This is a genomic window from Streptococcus pseudopneumoniae (genome assembly GCF_001072375.1).
GTDB lineage: Bacteria > Bacillota > Bacilli > Lactobacillales > Streptococcaceae > Streptococcus > Streptococcus pseudopneumoniae_L.
The window spans coordinates 1-19,544 of the sequence record NZ_JVKV01000071.1; the positions used below are offsets into that span (position 1 = coordinate 1).

Consider the following 19,544-nt stretch of genomic DNA (forward strand, 5'->3'; position numbering starts at 1 on the left):
ACGAAATCGAATTCTAACGAATTACCGATTTCTGTCCCACTCTCAGTAATTCTTCTATTAATCCTTTATAGACTGCAAAAGCGTCATTAGGGCCTGGGCAGAACGACGTCCTGCTTCTACGATAAATTCATCAAAGGAAACGGATGCTTCATGGTTTGCATTGTCACTCATGGCACGAACGACTAAGAAAGGAAGGTTCAAAGCATGAGCTGCTTGAGCAATAGCTGCTCCTTCCATCTCTACAGCAAGAACTTGAGGGAAATGTTCTTTTATCGCTTTGATTTTATCTTCTCCAGCAACAAAACTGTCACCTGTCGCAATCAAACCTAAATGCCAAGTTTGGTCCAGTTTAGACAAACTCTCTTGAATCAAGCTGATAAACTTTTTGTCTGATTCAAAATAGAGAGGCTGTTGAGCCATTTGACCGTAATCATAGCCAAAGGCAGTCACATCAACATCGTGGTAGGCAAGCTTGTCTGCAATCACTACATCCCCTACTGCGATTCCACTTGCCACTGCACCAGCAGAACCAGTATTAATCACTGCATCGACTTGAAAGTGATTCGCTAAGATAGCGACACTCATCGCAGACATGACTTTACCAATACCACTCTCTACAAGTACGAGCTCAACAGAACCAATCTTACCAGTATGATAGCTATGTCCCAGAACCTTTTCTTCACTGGCTTCGTCCAAGTGTTGAATCAAGTAAACTAGCTCTTCTGGCATAGCTGCAATAATTCCAATTTTCATGATAGACCCCTTAAATAAATCTCATTGCTAGAATTAACAAAATCAAGAGAAAAATAACTGCAAAAAGAATCTTGTTTAATTTAGAATTAAAGACATTTCTCTTAGTATTTTCAATCCGACGACTTTTGTGAATAGAAGGTTCAACTTCGATGGTCAGTGTATCCTGGCTAAAACCATGATCTTTGGTTCGCGAATAGCCAAAATTTTGAGAAGAAGTCGGTAAAATCTTAGTTTCCTCATCATCTAGCAAGGGAGGCCCTGAGATGTCCTCTCCTCGATTGGCACGTTCAATCATTTCATCTGTCAATAAAGGTTTACCCATGGGTTCCTCCACTATTTTTTTGTAATTCCCAGTACTGAATAGCCATGATAGTCTTGGCATCACAAATATCACCTGACTGGATCAGTTCTTTAGCTTGGTCAAGACTGACTTCAAGTAACTCTAAAGTCTCATCTTCATCCTGAGGACGAGGATTTTCAACTTTTGTCAAATCACTTGCCAAGTAAAGTTTTAAGCGCTCGTTACAAAATCCAATCGCAGAGTAAAAATCATAGAGAAGGCTTAATTTACCAGTATAGGCTGCTTCTTCTTCTAATTCACGAAGTGCTGCAGCTTCTGGATCTGCATTTTCACCTACTTCAAGCTTACCTGCAGGAATTTCAACAGAGACTTTTTCAATTGCCTTGCGATATTGTTTAACAAGAACAATCTTATTTTCTGGAGTGACTGCAAGGACACAAACTGCCCCATTGTGGAAAATCAAATCACGTTGCGCAGTACCTTTTCCAGAAGGTAGTACAACCTGATCTTGAACTAGCTGAAAAATAGGTCCTTTATAAATTTCTTTACGACTAAGCGTCTTTTCTTCAAATTCCATCGTTAGCTCCTATTTATTGTTAGGATGATGAGGGAGGCGAGTTGCATATTCGTCCTTATTAATTTGGCGACCTCGTCCAATAGCAATGGCATCAGCTGGAACATCCTTAGTAATGGTTGAACCTGCTCCAACAAGAGAATTATCTCCAAGCTCTACTGGAGCAATGATGGTTGAATTTGAACCAACGAAAACATTGTTACCAATAGTTGTTTTAAACTTGTGTTGACCATCGTAATTTACAGTAATGGTTCCTGCACCGAAGTTGACATCACTACCAACTTCACAGTTTCCAATGTAAGTTAAATGACCAGCTTTAGTATTTTCACCGATGCTTGAACCTTTGACTTCAACAAAGTTCCCGATATGTACATCTTTTGCAAGGCTTGAGCCTGGACGGATATGAGCATAAGGTCCAACTGTTACACCATCAGCAACCGTGCTTTCTTCAATCATCGAGTTGGTAATTACAACACTAGAACCTACTGTACTATCAACAATATAAGTTCCATTAGTCAAAACAGTTCCTGCACCAATCTTACTAGAACCTTTGAGGGTTACATTCGCTTCAATTTTAACTTCTGGAGCAATTTCAACATCGATGTCAATGTAAGTAGCTTCAGGATTCACAAAACTAACTCCATTGACCATATGTGCTTGATTAATGCGACGACGCATGATGCCTTCAGCTGTCGCAAGGGCAACACGGTCATTAACTCCGAGACTTTCATCAAAGTCTTTCAGAGTATAGGCTCCGACTTTTTCTCCAGCTTCACGGAAAATGCCGATGACATCAGTAATGTAGTATTCGCCTTGGGAATTGTTGGTGTTGATATTCTTCAAAGCTTCAAAGAGACGAGCATTATCAAAGACATAGGTTCCTGTATTGATTTCCTTGATTTGTTTTTCAAAATCAGTCGCATCCTTCTGCTCCACGATACGAAGCACTTCAGCATTCTCGTTACGAACAATACGCCCATAACCAAATGGATCTTCAGCTTCTGCAGTTAGGATTGTAGCTACGTTCTTGTGATTAACGTGGAAATCAATCAAGTTCTTTAGACTTTCACCAGTAATGAGTGGTGTATCACCAGCAATAACCAATGTTTGTCCAGAAAGTCCTTCAAGAATTGGCTCAGCCATCATAACCGCATGACCAGTTCCTAATTGCTCAGACTGTCTTACAAAATCAGTTTGACCAGCTAAAACTTGCTCCACAAGTTCTGCCTTATGACCCACAACCGTAACTGTTTTTTCAGGATTGATGGCCCCTACACTACGAAAAACATGCTCAAGCATTGAAATTCCTGCAACCTTGTGCATGACTTTTGGTAGATCTGATTTCATACGAGTACCTTTACCCGCTGCTAAAATAACTGCATAATTTGCCATATTTTTCTCTTTTCTATAGAAATTCCCTTATATTATATCATAAATTTGCTTTTTCAAACACAAAAGAGGGCAAATGCTTTAAAACATCGCATTCTCTAGATGATTTCGAGTATTTTTTTTTGATTTTTTTCACCATTTACGATACACTATAAAAGTATGAGAAAGAAAATAAATCCTGTTTTTATTTTTACTGTATTAGCTACTCTCGTGGGTATTTTAATTATCAATAGACCCAAGTTTGAAGACCATCCAGTCAAAACAAAGCAAAATCCAGTTCAAGTAGAAACTCAAGCTTTACATAATATCAACAAGCCGATTATTGATGTTTCTGGCTGGCAAAGACCATCAGAGATCAATTATGACACCTTAACTCAAAATATTTCAGGTGCAATCGTTCGGGTTCATAGTGGAGCTCAAGTTTCTGTTGAAAATGACGCTTCATTCAAAAATGGTGTTGATAAGGCTTATAAAGAACATATCACAGAATTTCAAAAACGAAATGTTCCAGTCGCTGTTTATGCCTATGTAGCTGGAAAAAATGTCGAAGAAATGGAAAAAGCTGCTGAAGCCTTTTATAACGCTGCTTCCCCTTACAACCCGAGCTACTATTGGTTAGATGTTGAAGAAAAGACTATGTCTGACATGAACCAGGGTGTTGAGGCCTTTCGTGCTAAATTAGCTTCATTGGGTGCAAAAAATATCGGTATCTATGTTGGTGTTTACTTTATGGAGGAACATAGTATCAGCGTTGAAAATTATTCAGTTATCTGGATACCTTCCTATGGAACCAACTCAGGTTACTATGAAAGTGCTCCAAAAACAGATCTTAGCTATGACCTTCACCAATACACTTCACATGGAAATCTTGGTGGATTTGAACATCACCTCGATTTGAACCTTATTTCTTCATCAAAGAACAAGGAAGAAACCTTTAGAAAATTGTTTTTAAATCCTTAATCACTATCACAATAAGCAAGTCAGACATTGCTTTCTGCTTGCTTTTCTTTATTTTTCAGTATTAAATCACTGTTTTATCTATTTAGAATATGAATCTCGGAGGACCTCTATGTTATCATGGTTATCAAAAATTATTAAGGGAATTGTAATTGCCCTAGGTTTCATTCTACCAGGGATTTCTGGTGGCGTTCTTGCCGCTATCTTGGGAATTTATGAGAGAATGATTCGATTTCTTGCCCATCCTTTTAAGAATTTAAAAGAAGATGTACTCTTTTTCCTTCCTGTCGGCATTGGAATGCTTCTAGGTATCGGACTTTTCTCCTATCCAATCGAGTATCTTTTAGAGAATTATCAAGTGTATGTATTGTGGAGTTTTGCTGGAGCTATCATTGGTACCATCCCAAGTCTTGTCAAAGAATCAACTCGTGACTCTGATAGAGACAAGGTTGACCACATATGGTTTTGGGCAACCTTCATCATCTCAGGAATCGCCCTCTATGCCTTGAATTTTGTAGTTGGTTCTCTATCTGCAAGCTTCCTTAACTTTACACTGGCTGGTTGTTTATTGGCTCTTGGGATTTTGGTTCCTGGGCTTAGTCCTTCCAATCTTCTCTTGATTCTTGGCCTTTATGGCCCTATGTTAACAGGGTTCAAGACTTTTGATTTGTTTGGAACCTTCTTACCAATTGGGATCGGACTTCTTATCACTCTGATTATTTTCTCTAAATTCATGGACTATGCTCTTCGCCTTTATCACTCACGTGTGTATCATTTTATCATTGGAATCGTACTATCAAGTACACTCTTGATCCTTATTCCAAACGCTGGTAATGCTGAAAGTATCAGTTACAGTGGTTTGTCACTAGTTTCATATGTACTGATTGCTTTCTTCTTTGCCCTAGGGATTTGGTTGGGAATCTGGATGAGTCAATTGGAGGATAAGTATAAATAATGGGAAAAAAAGTAAAAGTCAAGAAAACCTTGGTCCAACAAATTTTAACCAAGGCAGGAATAAACCATACAGGTATTCAAATTAATGCCCTGGAAGGTGAGATGCCTCAAGGTTATGAAAAGAATCAGATTTTTAAGACTCTAGCACTTCTGGGAGATAAGACTGGACCCATTATCGGCATCCTTCCTATCACTGAACATCTTTCTGAAAAGAAACTGGCTAAGATTTCTGGTAATAAGAAAGTCAGCATGATTCCACAAAAAGACCTAGAAAAAACAACAGGCTATATCCACGGCGCCAATAATCCAGTTGGGATTCGTCAAAAACATAACTATCCTATCTTTATCGATCAAACTGCTATTAAACTGGAGGAAATGATTGTTTCCGCAGGGGAAGTAGGTCATAGTATCATTATCAACCCTCAAGATCTAGCAACCTTTGTTAAAGCTGAATTTGCAGATATCTTGGAGGCAAGTAACACATGAAATTCTATTTTATTCGTCACGGTAAAACACTTTGGAATCTTGAGGGACGTTTTCAAGGAGCAAGCGGGGACTCTCCACTCCTTGAGGAATCCATTGAAACCTTAAAAAAATTAGGCCAATATCTCCAAGAAACTCCATTTGATGTGATTTATTCTAGTGATCTTCCTCGGGCTAAAACTTCTGCTCAAATTATCCAAAGTCAACTGAAAGACAGCTGTCCTTTAGTAGAAATAGCCTCTCTAAGAGAGTGGCAACTCGGGAAACTTGAAGGAGCAAAATTTGCAACCTTAGAAGCCATCTATCCCGAGCAATTAAAAGCTTTTCGTACCAATCTAGCTAAGTTTGATTCGACTTTGTTTGGTGCAGAGTCTGTCTATCAAACAACTCAGCGTACCACTCAATTTGTCAAATCATTAGAGTCCAAACCTTTTGAACATGTCATGATTGTTGGTCACGGAGCCAATCTCACAGCCAGTATTCGAACTCTTCTAGGATATGATACTCCGCTACTTAGAAAAGATGGGGGTCTAGCAAATGCCAGTGTTACAATTCTCGAAACCAAAGACTTTAAAAACTTTAACCTCTTAGTCTGGAACGACACTTCTTATCAAAATTAGAACTGAACTTAACAATCGCTGTTAAGTTCTTTTTAGATTTTGTAGAATATCCGTGAATTTATTTGACTTTTATGATAAAATGGGAGTATCGCAAAAAAGACTCATCGTATCAAGAATTGAGTAAAAACTAGGAGGAAAAAATGTCAACAGAACATATGGAAGAACTAAATGACCAGCAGATCGTTCGCCGTGAAAAAATGGCTGCGCTCCGCGAACAAGGAATCGATCCATTCGGTAAACGATTTGAACGCACTGCTAACTCACAAGAATTAAAAGATAAATATGCTGACCTTGACAAAGAACAACTACACGATTTAAACGAGACTGCTACTATCGCTGGACGTTTGGTAACAAAGCGTGGTAAAGGTAAAGTTGGATTTGCCCACCTTCAAGACCGCGAAGGTCAAATTCAAATCTATGTTCGTAAAGACGCTGTTGGTGAAGAAAACTACGAAATCTTTAAAAAGGCTGACCTCGGTGACTTCCTTGGTGTTGAAGGTGAAGTGATGCGTACAGATATGGGAGAACTCTCTATCAAGGCTACACATATCACTCACTTGTCCAAAGCCCTTCGTCCATTGCCTGAGAAATTCCACGGTTTAACAGACGTTGAAACAATCTATCGTAAACGTTACCTTGATTTGATTTCAAACCGTGAAAGCTTTGAACGCTTTGTTACTCGCTCAAAAATCATCTCTGAAATCCGTCGTTACCTTGACCAAAAAGGCTTCCTTGAAGTGGAAACACCTGTTCTTCATAACGAAGCTGGTGGTGCTGCTGCTCGTCCTTTTATCACTCACCACAATGCACAAAACATTGATATGGTGCTTCGTATCGCGACTGAGCTTCACTTGAAACGTCTTATCGTCGGTGGTATGGAACGTGTTTATGAGATTGGCCGTATCTTCCGTAACGAAGGAATGGACGCTACCCACAACCCTGAGTTCACTTCTATCGAAGTTTACCAAGCTTATGCAGACTTCCAAGACATTATGGACTTAACTGAAGGCATTATCCAACACGCTGCTAAATCAGTCAAAGGCGACGGCCCAGTCAACTACCAAGGAACTGAAATCAAAATCAACGAACCATTTAAACGTGTACACATGGTTGATGCAATCAAAGAAATTACAGGTGTTGATTTCTGGAAAGATATGACTTTCGAAGAAGCTAAGGCAATCGCAGCTGAGAAGAAAGTTCCAGTTGAAAAACACTACACTGAAGTTGGTCATATCATCAATGCTTTCTTTGAAGAATTTGTTGAAGAAACATTGATTCAACCTACCTTTGTCTATGGTCACCCAGTAGCTGTATCACCACTTGCTAAGAAAAATCCAGAAGATGAGCGCTTTACAGACCGCTTCGAGCTCTTCATCATGACTAAAGAATACGGAAATGCCTTTACTGAGCTCAACGACCCAATCGACCAGCTTAGCCGTTTCGAAGCTCAAGCCAAAGCCAAAGAGCTTGGTGACGACGAAGCAACAGGCATTGATTACGACTACATCGAAGCACTTGAATACGGTATGCCACCAACAGGTGGTTTGGGAATCGGTATCGACCGTCTCTGCATGCTCCTCACTGATACAACTACTATCCGTGATGTATTGCTCTTCCCAACTATGAAATAAAATACAAATCTCCTAGTTACTTTCTAGGAGATTTTTTAGTAATCCCAAAAAAGACAAACTCAATGTTGAGCTTGTCTTTAAATTTTCTTATTAGAATAAACCTAGAACTGTACCATCACTTTCAACATCCATGTTGAGAGCTGCTGGGCGTTTTGGAAGTCCAGGCATGGTCATAACGTCACCAGTAAGAGCAACGATAAAGCCTGCACCCAATTTTGGTACTAACTCACGAATAGTAATTTCAAAGTTTTCAGGGGCTCCAAGAGCATTTGGATTATCTGAGAAACTGTATTGAGTTTTAGCCATACAGATTGGCAATTTGTCCCAACCATTTTGTACGATTTCTGCGATTTGAGTTTGAGCTTTCTTCTCGAAGTTTACTTTGCTTCCACGATAGATTTCAGTGACAATCTTTTCAATCTTCTCTTGTACTGAAAGGTCATTGTCATACAAACGTGCATAGTTAGCTGGGTTTTCGTCAATCGTTTTGACGAGAGTTTCAGCTAGAGCTACTCCACCTTCTGCTCCATCGGCCCATACGCTTGCTAATTCAACTGGAACATCGATTGAAGCACAAAGTTCTTTCAAAGCTGCGATTTCAGCTTCTGTATCAGATACGAACTCGTTAATAGCAACAACTGCTGGAATACCGAACTTACGGATATTCTCAACATGACGTTTCAAGTTTGCAAATCCTGCACGAACAGCTTCTACATTCTCTTCTGTCAGAGCATCTTTAGCAACTCCACCATTCATTTTAAGGGCACGAAGAGTCGCTACAATGACTACTGCACTTGGAGCTGTTGGCAAGTTTGGAGTCTTGATATCCAGGAACTTCTCTGCACCAAGGTCTGCACCAAAGCCAGCTTCTGTCACTGTGTAATCTGCTAAACGTAGAGCCGTTTTCGTTGCCAAAACTGAGTTACAGCCATGGGCGATATTGGCAAATGGTCCACCATGTACAAAGGCAGGTGTTCCATAAATTGTTTGAACCAAGTTAGGTTTGATAGCATCCTTCAAAATCAATGCTAAGGCACCTTCAACCTGTAGATCACCCACTGAAACAGGTGTACGGTCATAACGGTAACCGATGACGATATTTGCCAAACGACGTTTCAAATCTTCAATGTCAGTTGCCAAGCAAAGGATAGCCATGATTTCTGAAGCTACAGTGATATCAAATCCATCTTCGCGAGGAATACCATTAAGAGGACCACCGAGTCCAACAGTTACATGACGAAGAGCACGGTCGTTTAAGTCAACAACACGTTTCCAGAGAATACGACGTTGGTCAATTCCTAGCTCATTTCCTTGGTGCAAGTGATTGTCAATCAAGGCAGAGAGAGCATTATTTGCAGTTGTAATAGCGTGCATATCTCCAGTAAAGTGAAGGTTGATATCTTCCATTGGTAGTACTTGAGCATAACCACCACCAGCTGCACCTCCTTTAATTCCCATTACAGGACCAAGAGAAGGTTCGCGGATAGCAATCATCGTTTTCTTACCAATCTTATTCAAAGCATCAGCAAGTCCGATGGTAATAGTTGACTTTCCTTCACCAGCAGGTGTTGGGTTGATAGCTGTAACCAGGATCAATTTACCAACTGGATTGCTTTCAACTTCACGAATCTTATCAAAGCTTAGTTTAGCCTTATATTTTCCGTACAACTCCAAATCATCGTAAGAGATACCAAGTTTCTCTACAACATCAACGATTGGTTTTAACTCGATACTCTGTGCAATTTCAATATCTGTTTTCATAACAAACTCCTCTACCTCAAATGTGTTAATTCATTATAACACAAAACAAGATTTTTAACAGACATAAAGCTTTATAACGTTCGTAAATATAGCGTCCTCAAAGGATTTATCGGCTACTATTTAAATTTTTATATGCCTTTATAGATTTTAACTATAGATTAAAGTTAGGATTTCACATAATATTTTATCGCTTTCATTTTACTTACTGCTCATTTTTTTGTACAATAGTTCTATGAAAATTTTAGTTACATCTGGTGGTACAAGCGAAGCAATAGATCAAGTTCGCTCCGTTACCAATCACTCTACTGGTAGACTTGGTAAAGTAATAACTGAGACTTTACTAAAAGCTGGTCACCAAGTTTGTCTAATTACTACGCGACAAGCACTAAAACCAGAACTACACCCGAATTTGACTATGATTGAAATCAAAAACACTTCCGATTTACTCCAAGAGATGAAACGGATTGTCCCTGATTATCAAGTCTTGATCCATTCAATGGCTGTTTCTGACTACAGCCCAGTTTACATGACAGGTCTTGACCAAGTTCAAGCGAGCCAAGATTTAAGTGAGTTTTTACATAAGAAAAATATGGAAACGAAGATCTCCTCAAAGGATGAGGTGCAAGTCCTATTTCTCAAGAAAAATCCAAAGATCATCTCTCTTGTTAAAGAATGGAATCCAAGTATCCATCTCATTGGCTTTAAACTCCTTGTCGATGTTACTAAGGAGTATCTGATTCAAATTGCTAGAGAAAGTCTTGAAAAGAATCAAGCTGATTTGATTGTCGCTAATGACCTCACTCAGATTAATGCTGATCAACACCTGGCTTATCTAGTAGAGGAAAAAGATTATCAGATTGCTGCTAGCAAACAAGAAATTGCTGACTTGTTAGTGGAAAGAATTCAAGGATTTGATCGTTAGAAAGGAAAGTTATGGCTCGTATTACACTCGCTGTTACAGGCTCTATCGCCTCTTACAAGGCTGCTGATTTGGTTAATAACTTGAAGAAACAGGGACATTCTGTTACTGTACTCATGACCCAGGCTGCGACTGCCTTTATTCAACCTTTAACCCTTCAAGTCTTATCTCAAAATACCGTACATCTCGATCTTATGCAGGAACCTTATCCTGATAAAGTCAATCATATCGAGCTAGGAAAAGAAACAGACTTGTTTATCCTTGCCCCTGCAACCGCTAATACGATTGCGAAAGTCGCGCACGGTTTGGCTGATAATATGGTGACTGCTACTGCTCTTGCTTTGCCACACTTTGTACCCAAACTATTAGCTCCAGCTATGAACACAAAGATGTATGATCATCCTGCGACCCAAGCTAATCTTAAAACTTTAGAAGATTATGGTTATACAATTATTTCTCCTAAAGATTCGCTACTGGCCTGTGGCGATGTAGGACGGGGTGCTCTTGCTGATCTTGATACTATTTTACAACAGATAAAGGAAAAACTTCATGAACAAACGCTCTAATATTGCTCCAATTGCTATCTTTTTTGCCAGCATGATCGTCATTCATCTGCTGAGCTCTATTGTCTTTAATGTCTTGCCATTTCCAATTAAACCGACCATTGTCCATATTCCAGTCATCATTGCTAGTATCATCTACGGACCACGGATTGGGGCCATCTTAGGTTTCTTGATGGGAATGATTAGCTTGACAGTCAATACAATCACGATTCTCCCAACCAGCTACCTTTTCTCTCCATTTGTACCAAACGGTAACATCTACTCCCTTGTTATTGCGATTGTACCACGCATTCTTATTGGTTTAACTCCATACTTTGTCTATAAACTCCTCAAAAACAAGGCGGGGCTTATCTTCGCTGGAGCACTGGGTTCACTTACCAACACTGTATTTGTACTAGGCGGTATCTTCTTCCTCTTTGGAAATGTTTTTGATGGAAATATCCAGAAACTATTAGCTACTGTTATCTCAACAAATTCTATCGCAGAACTCATAATCTCAGCAATACTGACCCTAGTTATTGTTCCGAGACTTGAAAAAATCAAAAAATAAGAGGTCGGGAAAATCCCGGCCTCGATTTTTATTTGCCCTAAGTAACTGACTTTGTATTTAATTAAGATTACAGACTTCTAAAAGTCCCTTTGACGAGACTATCTAAAAGCATGATTGTAAAGACTTACTGATATGGGAAAAGGCTTCAATCTTGGAAAAATAATTACTTTCCCACAGCCTTTTATCGACTTATTATTGGGCTAGACGTGCTTCTTCTAAAATCTTTTCAATCTTTGTTGTCAGCAAATCAATAGCTACTGTGTTGGTTACTCCTTCTGGAATAACGATATCTGCATAACGCTTTGTTGGCTCAATAAATTGATGATACATGGGTTTTACCACACCAAGATACTGGTCAATAACGCTATCCAGGCTACGACCACGTTCTTCCATATCACGTTTAATACGGCGAATGATACGAACATCATCATCTGTATCTACGAAAATCTTGATATCCATCAAATCACGAAGTCGTTTGTCCTCCAAAACCAAGATTCCTTCTACGATAAAGACATCCTGAGGTTCTTGACGATAAGTTTTAGAACTTCTGGTATGGGCAGCATAATCATAGGTAGGAATATCAACTGGACGACCTGCCAACAACTCTTTGATTTGCTCAATCATCAAATCAGTATCAAAAGCAAAAGGATGGTCATAGTTGGTCTTAATACGCTCTTCAAAGGTTAGATGAGATTGATCTTTATAGTAGGAATCATGCTCAATCATAGAGATTTTTTCATTTGGAAAATGCGACAAGATTGCTTTAGATACGCTTGTCTTTCCTCCTCCAGATCCACCTGTTACTCCGATAATGATTGGTCTATTTTGCATTGTAGCCTCCTTGTTTTTTCCCTTGTCTATTTTACCATATTTTTGATAAATTTTACAGATGGAGTTTTCTACAAAATAGAAGAAAAAATCCTCATAGCTAGAAGCTACAAGGATTTGTAATTGATTAATCGAAGTTAACGTATTCTTTAGAAAGTTCAAGAACTTCTTCCATTGTTGAACATTCAGTAAGAGCACGGTTAGCGTATTCTTGCATTTTAGCAGTGTCGAGTTTCTTCATCAAGCTACGTGTACGAAGTACAGATGTTGCTGACATAGAGAACTCATCCAAGCCCATTCCGACAAGAAGTGGAACAGCTGTTTGGTCACCAGCCATTTCACCACACATACCAGCCCATTTACCTTCAGCGTGAGCTGCTTTGATAACGTTATTGATCAAACGAAGGATTGATGGGTTGTATGGTTGGTAAAGGTATGAAACTTGTTCGTTCATACGGTCTGCCGCCATTGTGTATTGGATCAAATCGTTTGTACCAATTGAGAAGAAATCAACTTCTTTTGCAAATTGGTCTGCGAGCATAGCTGCTGCAGGAATTTCGATCATGATACCAACTTGGATGTCATCCGCAACTGCAACACCTTCAGCAAGAAGGTTAGCTTTTTCTTCATCGAAGACTGCTTTAGCTGCACGGAATTCTTTCAAAAGCGCAACCATCGGGAACATGATACGCAATTGACCGTGTACAGAAGCACGAAGAAGAGCACGGATTTGAGTGCGGAACATTGCATCTCCTGTTTCAGAGATAGAAATACGAAGAGCACGGAATCCAAGGAATGGGTTCATTTCATGTGGCATATCGAAGTAAGGAAGTTCCTTGTCACCACCGATATCCATTGTACGGACAACAACTGGTTTACCGTTCATTCCTTCCAGAACAGCCTTGTATGCTTCGTACTGCTCGTCTTCAGTTGGGAAGTCTTGAGAATCCATGTACAAGAACTCTGTACGGTAAAGACCGACAGCTTCTGCACCATTGTCATTAACACCTTCAACGTCTTTTGGAGTACCAATGTTTGCTGCCAATTCGAAGTGTTTACCGTCAGCAGTAACTGTTTGAGCATCTTTCAAGAGTGCCCACTCAGCTTTTTGTTGAGCGTAAGCTTCACCAGCTGCTTTAAATTCAGCTGCTTGTTCTTCAGTAGGGTTGATAATCACTTCACCTGTAATACCATTAACGGCAAGTAGGTCACCATCTTTAACGATTTCAGTGATGTTGTTTGTACCCAAAACTGCAGCGATTTCAAGTGTACGAGCCATGATAGCTGAGTGACTTGTACGACCACCAATGTTTGTTACAAAAGCTTTTACAAAGTTTTTGTCCAATTGAGCTGTATCAGATGGAGTCAAGTCGTGAGCAATCACGATCACTTCTTCATTGATAGAAGCTGGGTTTGGCAATTTTTTACCAAGGAGATTAGCCAATACACGTTTTGTTACGTCGCGGATATCCGCTGCACGTTCTTGCATGTATGGGTTGTCTTCCATGCCTTCAAAGATTGTGATAAACATATCTGTAACTTCTTTCAGACCTGCTTCTGCATTCACTTTCTTAGCACGGATAGTTTCTTTGATTTGACCAATCAATTCAGGGTCAGCAAGAACCATCAAATGAGCGTCAAATACTTGTGCCGCTTCTTCACCAAGCGTACCTACAGCCTTCTCGCGGATAAGAGAAAGCTCGTTTTGAGAAGCTTCAAGAGCAACATCCAAACGAGCCTCTTCTGCATTTGTATCTTCGACTGTAACAGTCTCGAATGATAAATCCGGTTGAACGAGTAGATATGCTTTTGCAACTGCAACACCATCAGATGCTGCGATTCCTTTAAGCATTTCTGTCATTTCCTTATGCCAATCCTTCTTTTTCCATTGTTTCTGAGATTGCAGCGATAGCGTCATCAGCGTCTGCACCTTCAGCAGTGATTGTAACGTCAGCACCTTGACCAACACCAAGGCTCATTACACCCATGATAGATTTAAGGTTAACTGATTTACCTTTATACTCAAGAGTGATATCTGAAGCAAATTTGCTAGCAGTTTGTACCAACAATGTTGCTGGACGTGCGTGAATACCTGTTTCTGCCACTACGTGGAAATCTTTAGAAGCCATAGTTTGACTCTCCTTTAATAGTTTTCTTGTTGAGTTACATATCTGATAACCCTTACAATTTAGTATTATATCACCTTCATTGATATTTTTCAAGTATTTTATGGACTTTCTTCAATTTCCTTTCAGATAACTTGCTGAAAATCTTCTATTAAGTTTAGCAAAACACAGTATGTAGTTTTTGTCGAGACACCTATAATGAAATCATTGCTTTTTCTGTCGTTGTTTCTCAATACTACACTATATATTGTGTTTGTTAGTAAAATAGGTAAAATAAGTACACAAGATTTAGTTTTAGAAAGTTGACAAAGTTTTTTTTTCTGATATACTAAGAAAGTAATAAAATTTTAAAGAGGAGTTACAGAAATGGTAACCGTATATTCTAAAAACAACTGTGTCCAATGTAAAATGACGAAACGTTTTTTAGACAGTAATAATGTTGAATATAAAGAAATCAATCTTGATGAACAACCTGAATACATTGATCAAGTAAAAGAGCTTGGCTTTAGTGCTGCTCCTATTATTCAGACACCAACAGAAGTTTTCTCTGGTTTCCAACCAAGTAAACTCAAACAACTTGCTTAAGAATCAGGACAAAAGCTTCTATGTCTACCTTAGAAGCCTTTCTTTTGTAATTAGATAAAGGAATTTTTATGGGATTAAAACAACTTGAAGATGTGACTTACTTCCGTCTTAATAATGAAATTAACCGTCCTGTTAATGGACAAATTATGCTTCACAAAGACAAGGAAGCTTTAGAAGCCTTCTTTAAAGAAAATGTTGTACCAAATACAATGGTTTTTAACTCAATTGCGGATAAAATCAACTTCCTCATTGAGCATAACTACATTGAGACAGCATTTATCAAGAAATACCGTCCAGAATTTTTGGAAGAACTACACCAATTTATCATGGATCAAAACTTCCAATTTAAGTCTTTCATGGCTGCCTATAAATTCTATAATCAGTATGCTCTGAAAACTAATGACGGAGAATACTACCTTGAAAGCATGGAAGACCGTGTCTTCTTTAATGCCCTTTACTTCGCGGATGGTGATGAAGCGATTGCTATTGATATTGCCAACGAAATCATCCACCAACGTTATCAACCTGCTACTCCTTCTTTCTTGAACGCAGGTCGTGCTCGTCGTGGTGAGTTGGTATCTTGCTTCTTGATCCAGGTAACAGATGATATGAACTCTATCGGACGTTCTATCAACTCAGCTCTTCAACTTTCACGTATCGGTGGTGGCGTAGGAATTTCCCTCAGCAACCTTCGTGAAGCTGGAGCTCCTATCAAAGGCTATGAGGGTGCTGCTTCTGGTGTCGTACCAGTTATGAAGCTTTTCGAAGACAGCTTCTCTTACTCTAACCAACTCGGTCAACGTCAAGGTGCTGGGGTTGTTTACCTCAATGTCTTCCACCCAGATATCATCGCCTTCCTTTCAACTAAGAAGGAAAACGCCGATGAAAAAGTGCGTGTCAAGACCCTTTCACTTGGTGTTGTGGTTCCAGATAAATTCTACGAATTAGCACGTAAAAATGAAGAAATGTACTTATTTAGCCCATATTCTGTAGAAAAAGAGTATGGCGTACCTTTCAACTACATCGACATCACAGAAAAATACGATGAATTAGTTGCAAATCCAAATATCCGTAAGACAAAAATCAAGGCGCGTGATTTGGAAACTGAAATTTCTAAATTGCAACAGGAATCTGGCTATCCTTATGTCGTTAACATTGATACTGCTAACCGTGCAAATCCAGTTGATGGTAAGATTATCATGAGCAACTTGTGTTCAGAGATTCTTCAAGTCCAAGAACCAAGTCTTATCAACGATGCTCAAGAATTCCTAAAAATGGGTACTGATGTCTCATGTAACCTTGGTTCAACAAACGTGGTCAACATGATGACTTCACCTGACTTTGGTCGCTCCATCCGTGCTATGGTTCGTGCCCTTACTTTCGTTACAGATAGTTCACACATCGTCGCTGTTCCTACTATCGACCACGGAAACAGCCAAGCTCATACATTTGGACTTGGAGCTATGGGACTTCACAGCTATCTTGCTCAACAATTGATCGAATACGGATCACCTGAGTCTGTTGAATTTACAAGCATCTACTTTATGCTTATGAACTACTGGACTTTGGTTGAGTCAAACAATATCGCACGTGAACGTGGTGTTACCTTCCACAACTTTGACAAATCAGACTATGCTAACGGAAGCTATTTTGATAAGTATTTAACTGGCGAATTCCTTCCAAAATCAGACCGTGTTAAAGAGCTCTTCAAAGATATCTTTATTCCTACTGCTGCTGACTGGGCTGAACTTCGTGATAAAGTTAAAGCAGATGGACTTTACCACCAAAACCGCCTTGCTGTAGCGCCAAATGGTTCTATTAGCTACATCAACGATGTTTCTGCTTCTATTCACCCAATTACGCAACGTATCGAAGAACGTCAAGAGAAGAAAATTGGTAAGATCTACTATCCTGCTGCTGGTTTGTCAACAGAAACAATTCCTTACTACACTTCTGCTTATGACATGGATATGCGTAAGGTCATTGATGTTTATGCTGCTGCGACTGAGCACGTGGACCAAGGACTTTCACTCACACTTTTCATGCGTAGTGATATTCCAACGGGCCTTTACGAATGGAAGAAAGAAAACAAACAAACGACACGTGACTTGTCTATCCTTCGTAACTATGCCTTCAATAAAGGTATCAAGTCTATCTACTACGTCCGTACCTTTACAGATGATGGTGGAGAAGTCGGTGCTAACCAATGCGAGAGCTGTGTGATTTAATTCAACTCTCAAAAAAAACATTTACTTAATCCATTAAACGAAACGTATTTTGCTGATAGAATCATGTAAGAACATAAAAGTCGGGCTACCGACTTTTTGTTCGATTATAGCATAGAATTATGATAAAATAAGAATGATTATGTTATCGCATTACTACACACAGAAAGAGATTTCAAATGAAAACTTACTACAAAGCCATTAACTGGAATGCCATCGAAGATGTCATTGACAAATCAACCTGGGAAAAGCTGACTGAGCAGTTTTGGCTCGATACGCGTATCCCCTTGTCAAATGACCTAGACGACTGGAGAAAGCTTTCTAACAAGGAAAAAGACCTTGTTGGTAAAGTTTTTGGAGGTTTAACCCTTCTTGATACCATGCAATCAGAAACTGGTGTTCAAGCCCTTCGTGCTGATATTCGTACGCCTCACGAGGAAGCTGTTTTTAACAATATCCAATTTATGGAATCTGTTCATGCTAAGTCTTACTCTTCTATCTTTTCTACCTTGAATACTAAGTCAGAAATCGAAGAGATTTTCGAATGGACCAACACCAATCCATATCTTCAGAAAAAAGCTGAAATTATCAATGAAATCTATCTAAACGGAACTCCACTAGAAAAGAAAGTAGCTAGTGTTTTCCTTGAAACCTTCCTTTTCTACTCTGGTTTCTTCACACCACTCTACTATCTTGGAAACAACAAGTTGGCCAACGTGGCAGAAATTATCAAATTGATTATTCGTGATGAATCAGTTCATGGAACCTACATCGGTTATAAATTCCAACTCGGTTTCAATGAATTGCCTGAAGAAGAGCAAGAAGAACTCAAAGAATGGATGTACGACCTTCTCTATACTCTTTATGAGAATGAAGAAGGCTATACAGAGAGCCTCTATGACGAAGTCGGATGGACCGAAGAGGTTAAAACCTTCCTTCGCTATAATGCAAATAAAGCTCTTATGAACTTGGGGCAAGATCCTCTCTTCCCTGATTCAGCTGACGATGTCAACCCGATCGTTATGAACGGGATTTCAACTGGTACATCAAACCACGACTTCTTCTCTCAAGTTGGTAATGGTTATCTACTTGGCGAAGTTGAAGCTATGCAGGATGATGACTATAACTATGGACTAAATTAATACCTAACCTAAAAAACATCTAAGTTTATTTACAAACTAGATGTTTTTTTTTGTTTATTTTTGTTTTCTTTAAGTTGCTTAGCTGTTTAAAATATGATAAAATAATATTAGATTTGGGGGTGGTTCAATGCTGAAGCAAGAAAAATTAGATACTATTTTAGAAATTGTTAATACAAAAGGAACTATCACTGTTAAAGAGATTATGAATCGCCTTGATATTTCCGATATGACAGCTAGACGATATTTACAAGAGCTAGCAGATAAGGATTTGCTGGTTCGAGTTCATGGCGGTGCTGAAAAACTTCGAACAGGTTCCTTATTAAATAATGAGCGTTCTAACGTTGAAAAACAAGGGCTACAAACAGCAGAAAAACAAGAAATTGCTCGCTATGCAGGTCACTTAGTTGAAGAAAGAGAAACTATTTTCATTGGTCCAGGTACTACCTTAGAGTTCTTTGCGCGTGAGCTTTCTATCGATAACATTCGTGTTGTTACTAATAGTTTACCTGTATTTCTCATTCTAAACGAGCGTAAGTTAACTGATCTCATTCTAATCGGTGGTAATTATCGTTCAATTACTGGAGCATTTGTAGGCACTCTAACCCTCCAAGATATTGCCAGTTTGCAATTTTCAAAAGCCTTCGTTAGTTGTAATGGTATCAAGGACCATGCTATCGCTACTTTTAGTGAAGACGAAGGGGAATCTCAGAAATTAGCACTGGAAAATGCCAATAAAAAGTATCTCCTAGCTGACCATAGCAAATTTGATAAGTTTGATTTCTTTACATTTTACAACATTTCAGATATCGATACTATTATCACTGATTCTAAATTAAGTGACGAAACACTCCTATCCCTATCTAAACAAACTAAAATTATCAAGTCTAAACCTTAAACTTTACAACTAGTCATAGAATTTAGTAGCTACTACTAATTCCATGGCTAGTTTTTTATTTTGCAAAAATTATAAAAAGTTCCCGAAATGTTTATAGATATTTACCAAACACAAATATTATAGAACTAAAAAAACCTGAAAGATATACCTTTCAGGTTTTTTGATTGGAATAATCAACTAATAGAATCGTTAGAAGATTTATTCTTCATCATCACGCTTACGACGTTTAGCCACTAATCCTAACCCAGTTAGACCTGCTACAACTCCAAGGAGAGCATTTGCAGCTGA

The 19,544-nt window shown here is 38.9% G+C and carries 21 protein-coding genes; 12 read left to right on the plus strand and 9 right to left on the minus strand.

The window, feature by feature from the left end; translation table 11 throughout:
* Positions 1-57: 57 nt before the first annotated feature.
* From ADH31_RS05865 to glmU, 4 genes are read right to left on the minus strand one after another with little or no spacing between them, the layout of a single operon-like run.
* Complete coding sequence (locus ADH31_RS05865) at positions 58-753, minus strand: 5'-methylthioadenosine/adenosylhomocysteine nucleosidase (RefSeq protein ID WP_049509525.1); 696 nt, start codon at positions 751-753, stop codon at positions 58-60.
* Positions 754-763: 10 nt separating this feature from the next.
* Positions 764-1,075 (minus strand): cell wall synthase accessory phosphoprotein MacP, encoded by a 312-nt coding sequence (macP, locus tag ADH31_RS05870; protein ID WP_000517859.1) that lies wholly within the window; start codon positions 1,073-1,075, stop codon positions 764-766.
* On the minus strand, positions 1,068-1,631 hold the full coding sequence (locus ADH31_RS05875; RefSeq protein ID WP_049509527.1) for an NUDIX hydrolase: 564 nt from the start codon (positions 1,629-1,631) through the stop codon (positions 1,068-1,070). Before ADH31_RS05875 ends, macP begins: the two co-directional genes overlap by 8 nt.
* 9 nt (positions 1,632-1,640) lie before the next feature.
* Positions 1,641-3,020, minus strand: a complete 1,380-nt coding sequence (gene glmU, locus ADH31_RS05880) for a bifunctional UDP-N-acetylglucosamine diphosphorylase/glucosamine-1-phosphate N-acetyltransferase GlmU (RefSeq protein ID WP_049509529.1) — start codon at positions 3,018-3,020, stop codon at positions 1,641-1,643.
* A 156-nt stretch (positions 3,021-3,176) separates the two neighbouring features.
* Between glmU and ADH31_RS05885 the strand changes: the two genes are divergently transcribed.
* The 5 genes from ADH31_RS05885 to lysS all read left to right on the plus strand — a co-directional run bounded on the left by ADH31_RS05885 (position 3,177) and on the right by lysS (position 7,662).
* Positions 3,177-3,977 (plus strand): glycoside hydrolase family 25 protein, encoded by an 801-nt coding sequence (locus ADH31_RS05885; RefSeq protein WP_049509531.1) that lies wholly within the window; start codon positions 3,177-3,179, stop codon positions 3,975-3,977.
* Between the two features lie 109 nt (positions 3,978-4,086).
* Complete coding sequence (locus ADH31_RS05890) at positions 4,087-4,929, plus strand: DUF368 domain-containing protein (RefSeq protein WP_000954130.1); 843 nt, start codon at positions 4,087-4,089, stop codon at positions 4,927-4,929.
* Positions 4,929-5,414 (plus strand): aminoacyl-tRNA deacylase, encoded by a 486-nt coding sequence (locus tag ADH31_RS05895; RefSeq protein ID WP_049509533.1) that lies wholly within the window; start codon positions 4,929-4,931, stop codon positions 5,412-5,414. Before ADH31_RS05890 ends, ADH31_RS05895 begins: the two co-directional genes overlap by 1 nt.
* A complete protein-coding gene (locus ADH31_RS05900) occupies positions 5,411-6,031 on the plus strand; it encodes a histidine phosphatase family protein (RefSeq protein ID WP_049509535.1) in 621 nt (206 codons plus the stop codon). Before ADH31_RS05895 ends, ADH31_RS05900 begins: the two co-directional genes overlap by 4 nt.
* A 140-nt stretch (positions 6,032-6,171) precedes the next feature.
* Positions 6,172-7,662 carry a lysine--tRNA ligase gene (gene lysS / locus ADH31_RS05905; RefSeq protein WP_049509537.1) on the plus strand — a complete coding sequence of 497 codons (1,491 nt, stop codon included), beginning with the start codon at positions 6,172-6,174 and terminating at the stop codon, positions 7,660-7,662.
* 90 nt (positions 7,663-7,752) lie between these two features.
* Here the strand turns inward: lysS and ADH31_RS05910 are convergent, their stop codons facing one another.
* Positions 7,753-9,423, minus strand: coding sequence for a formate--tetrahydrofolate ligase (locus tag ADH31_RS05910; protein ID WP_049509539.1), 1,671 nt, complete (start codon positions 9,421-9,423; stop codon positions 7,753-7,755).
* A gap of 232 nt (positions 9,424-9,655) precedes the next feature.
* Between ADH31_RS05910 and ADH31_RS05915 the strand changes: the two genes are divergently transcribed.
* From ADH31_RS05915 to ADH31_RS05925, 3 genes are read left to right on the plus strand one after another with little or no spacing between them, the layout of a single operon-like run.
* Positions 9,656-10,345 (plus strand): phosphopantothenate--cysteine ligase, encoded by a 690-nt coding sequence (locus ADH31_RS05915; protein WP_049509540.1) that lies wholly within the window; start codon positions 9,656-9,658, stop codon positions 10,343-10,345.
* Positions 10,346-10,356: 11 nt separating this feature from the next.
* The gene (gene coaC, locus ADH31_RS05920) at positions 10,357-10,908 is read left to right on the plus strand and encodes a phosphopantothenoylcysteine decarboxylase (RefSeq protein ID WP_049509542.1); all 552 of its coding nucleotides are present in this window, start codon (positions 10,357-10,359) and stop codon (positions 10,906-10,908) included.
* Positions 10,892-11,455 (plus strand): ECF transporter S component, encoded by a 564-nt coding sequence (locus ADH31_RS05925; protein ID WP_001042711.1) that lies wholly within the window; start codon positions 10,892-10,894, stop codon positions 11,453-11,455. Before coaC ends, ADH31_RS05925 begins: the two co-directional genes overlap by 17 nt.
* Before the next feature lie 192 nt (positions 11,456-11,647).
* Here ADH31_RS05925 and udk read toward each other — a convergent pair whose 3' ends face one another.
* The 3 genes from udk to ADH31_RS05940 form a co-directional block, all read right to left on the minus strand.
* Entirely contained in the window at positions 11,648-12,286 is a 639-nt protein-coding gene (gene udk / locus ADH31_RS05930; RefSeq protein ID WP_007555045.1) for a uridine kinase, read from the minus strand.
* 124 nt (positions 12,287-12,410) lie between these two features.
* Positions 12,411-14,144, minus strand: coding sequence for a phosphoenolpyruvate--protein phosphotransferase (gene ptsP, locus ADH31_RS05935; protein WP_025171271.1), 1,734 nt, complete (start codon positions 14,142-14,144; stop codon positions 12,411-12,413).
* 4 nt (positions 14,145-14,148) lie between these two features.
* Positions 14,149-14,412, minus strand: a complete 264-nt coding sequence (locus tag ADH31_RS05940; protein ID WP_000146952.1) for a phosphocarrier protein HPr — start codon at positions 14,410-14,412, stop codon at positions 14,149-14,151.
* Positions 14,413-14,775: 363 nt separating this feature from the next.
* On the opposite strand from ADH31_RS05940, the gene nrdH reads away from it, so the two are divergent.
* The 4 genes from nrdH (at position 14,776) to ADH31_RS05960 (ending at position 19,256) form a co-directional block, all read left to right on the plus strand.
* Entirely contained in the window at positions 14,776-14,994 is a 219-nt protein-coding gene (gene nrdH / locus ADH31_RS05945; RefSeq protein WP_049509546.1) for a glutaredoxin-like protein NrdH, read from the plus strand.
* Between the two features lie 68 nt (positions 14,995-15,062).
* Positions 15,063-17,222 (plus strand): class 1b ribonucleoside-diphosphate reductase subunit alpha, encoded by a 2,160-nt coding sequence (nrdE, locus tag ADH31_RS05950; protein WP_049509548.1) that lies wholly within the window; start codon positions 15,063-15,065, stop codon positions 17,220-17,222.
* Positions 17,223-17,398: 176 nt separating this feature from the next.
* The gene (gene nrdF, locus ADH31_RS05955; RefSeq protein ID WP_000861167.1) at positions 17,399-18,361 is read left to right on the plus strand and encodes a class 1b ribonucleoside-diphosphate reductase subunit beta; all 963 of its coding nucleotides are present in this window, start codon (positions 17,399-17,401) and stop codon (positions 18,359-18,361) included.
* A gap of 127 nt (positions 18,362-18,488) precedes the next feature.
* The gene (locus ADH31_RS05960) at positions 18,489-19,256 is read left to right on the plus strand and encodes a DeoR/GlpR family DNA-binding transcription regulator (protein WP_049509550.1); all 768 of its coding nucleotides are present in this window, start codon (positions 18,489-18,491) and stop codon (positions 19,254-19,256) included.
* 198 nt (positions 19,257-19,454) lie between these two features.
* Here the strand turns inward: ADH31_RS05960 and ADH31_RS10370 are convergent.
* Positions 19,455-19,544 (minus strand): LPXTG cell wall anchor domain-containing protein (locus ADH31_RS10370; RefSeq protein WP_049509551.1); only part of this gene is annotated, 90 nt, incomplete at its 5' end.

Coding starts and splice junctions, on each gene's coding strand:
- ADH31_RS05875 (WP_049509527.1), bottom strand. CDS start 1,631: ATGGAATTTGAAGAAAAGACGCTTAGTCGTAAAGAAATTTATAAAGGA.
- ADH31_RS05865 (WP_049509525.1), bottom strand. CDS start 753: ATGAAAATTGGAATTATTGCAGCTATGCCAGAAGAGCTAGTTTACTTG.
- ADH31_RS05915 (WP_049509540.1), top strand. CDS start 9,656: ATGAAAATTTTAGTTACATCTGGTGGTACAAGCGAAGCAATAGATCAA.
- ptsP (WP_025171271.1), bottom strand. CDS start 14,144: ATGACAGAAATGCTTAAAGGAATCGCAGCATCTGATGGTGTTGCAGTT.
- ADH31_RS05900 (WP_049509535.1), top strand. CDS start 5,411: ATGAAATTCTATTTTATTCGTCACGGTAAAACACTTTGGAATCTTGAG.
- udk (WP_007555045.1), bottom strand. CDS start 12,286: ATGCAAAATAGACCAATCATTATCGGAGTAACAGGTGGATCTGGAGGA.
- nrdE (WP_049509548.1), top strand. CDS start 15,063: ATGGGATTAAAACAACTTGAAGATGTGACTTACTTCCGTCTTAATAAT.
- ADH31_RS05885 (WP_049509531.1), top strand. CDS start 3,177: ATGAGAAAGAAAATAAATCCTGTTTTTATTTTTACTGTATTAGCTACT.
- ADH31_RS05940 (WP_000146952.1), bottom strand. CDS start 14,412: ATGGCTTCTAAAGATTTCCACGTAGTGGCAGAAACAGGTATTCACGCA.
- lysS (WP_049509537.1), top strand. CDS start 6,172: ATGTCAACAGAACATATGGAAGAACTAAATGACCAGCAGATCGTTCGC.
- nrdF (WP_000861167.1), top strand. CDS start 17,399: ATGAAAACTTACTACAAAGCCATTAACTGGAATGCCATCGAAGATGTC.
- nrdH (WP_049509546.1), top strand. CDS start 14,776: ATGGTAACCGTATATTCTAAAAACAACTGTGTCCAATGTAAAATGACG.
- ADH31_RS05910 (WP_049509539.1), bottom strand. CDS start 9,423: ATGAAAACAGATATTGAAATTGCACAGAGTATCGAGTTAAAACCAATC.
- coaC (WP_049509542.1), top strand. CDS start 10,357: ATGGCTCGTATTACACTCGCTGTTACAGGCTCTATCGCCTCTTACAAG.
- ADH31_RS05895 (WP_049509533.1), top strand. CDS start 4,929: ATGGGAAAAAAAGTAAAAGTCAAGAAAACCTTGGTCCAACAAATTTTA.
- ADH31_RS05960 (WP_049509550.1), top strand. CDS start 18,489: ATGCTGAAGCAAGAAAAATTAGATACTATTTTAGAAATTGTTAATACA.
- ADH31_RS05890 (WP_000954130.1), top strand. CDS start 4,087: ATGTTATCATGGTTATCAAAAATTATTAAGGGAATTGTAATTGCCCTA.
- macP (WP_000517859.1), bottom strand. CDS start 1,075: ATGGGTAAACCTTTATTGACAGATGAAATGATTGAACGTGCCAATCGA.
- ADH31_RS05925 (WP_001042711.1), top strand. CDS start 10,892: ATGAACAAACGCTCTAATATTGCTCCAATTGCTATCTTTTTTGCCAGC.
- glmU (WP_049509529.1), bottom strand. CDS start 3,020: ATGGCAAATTATGCAGTTATTTTAGCAGCGGGTAAAGGTACTCGTATG.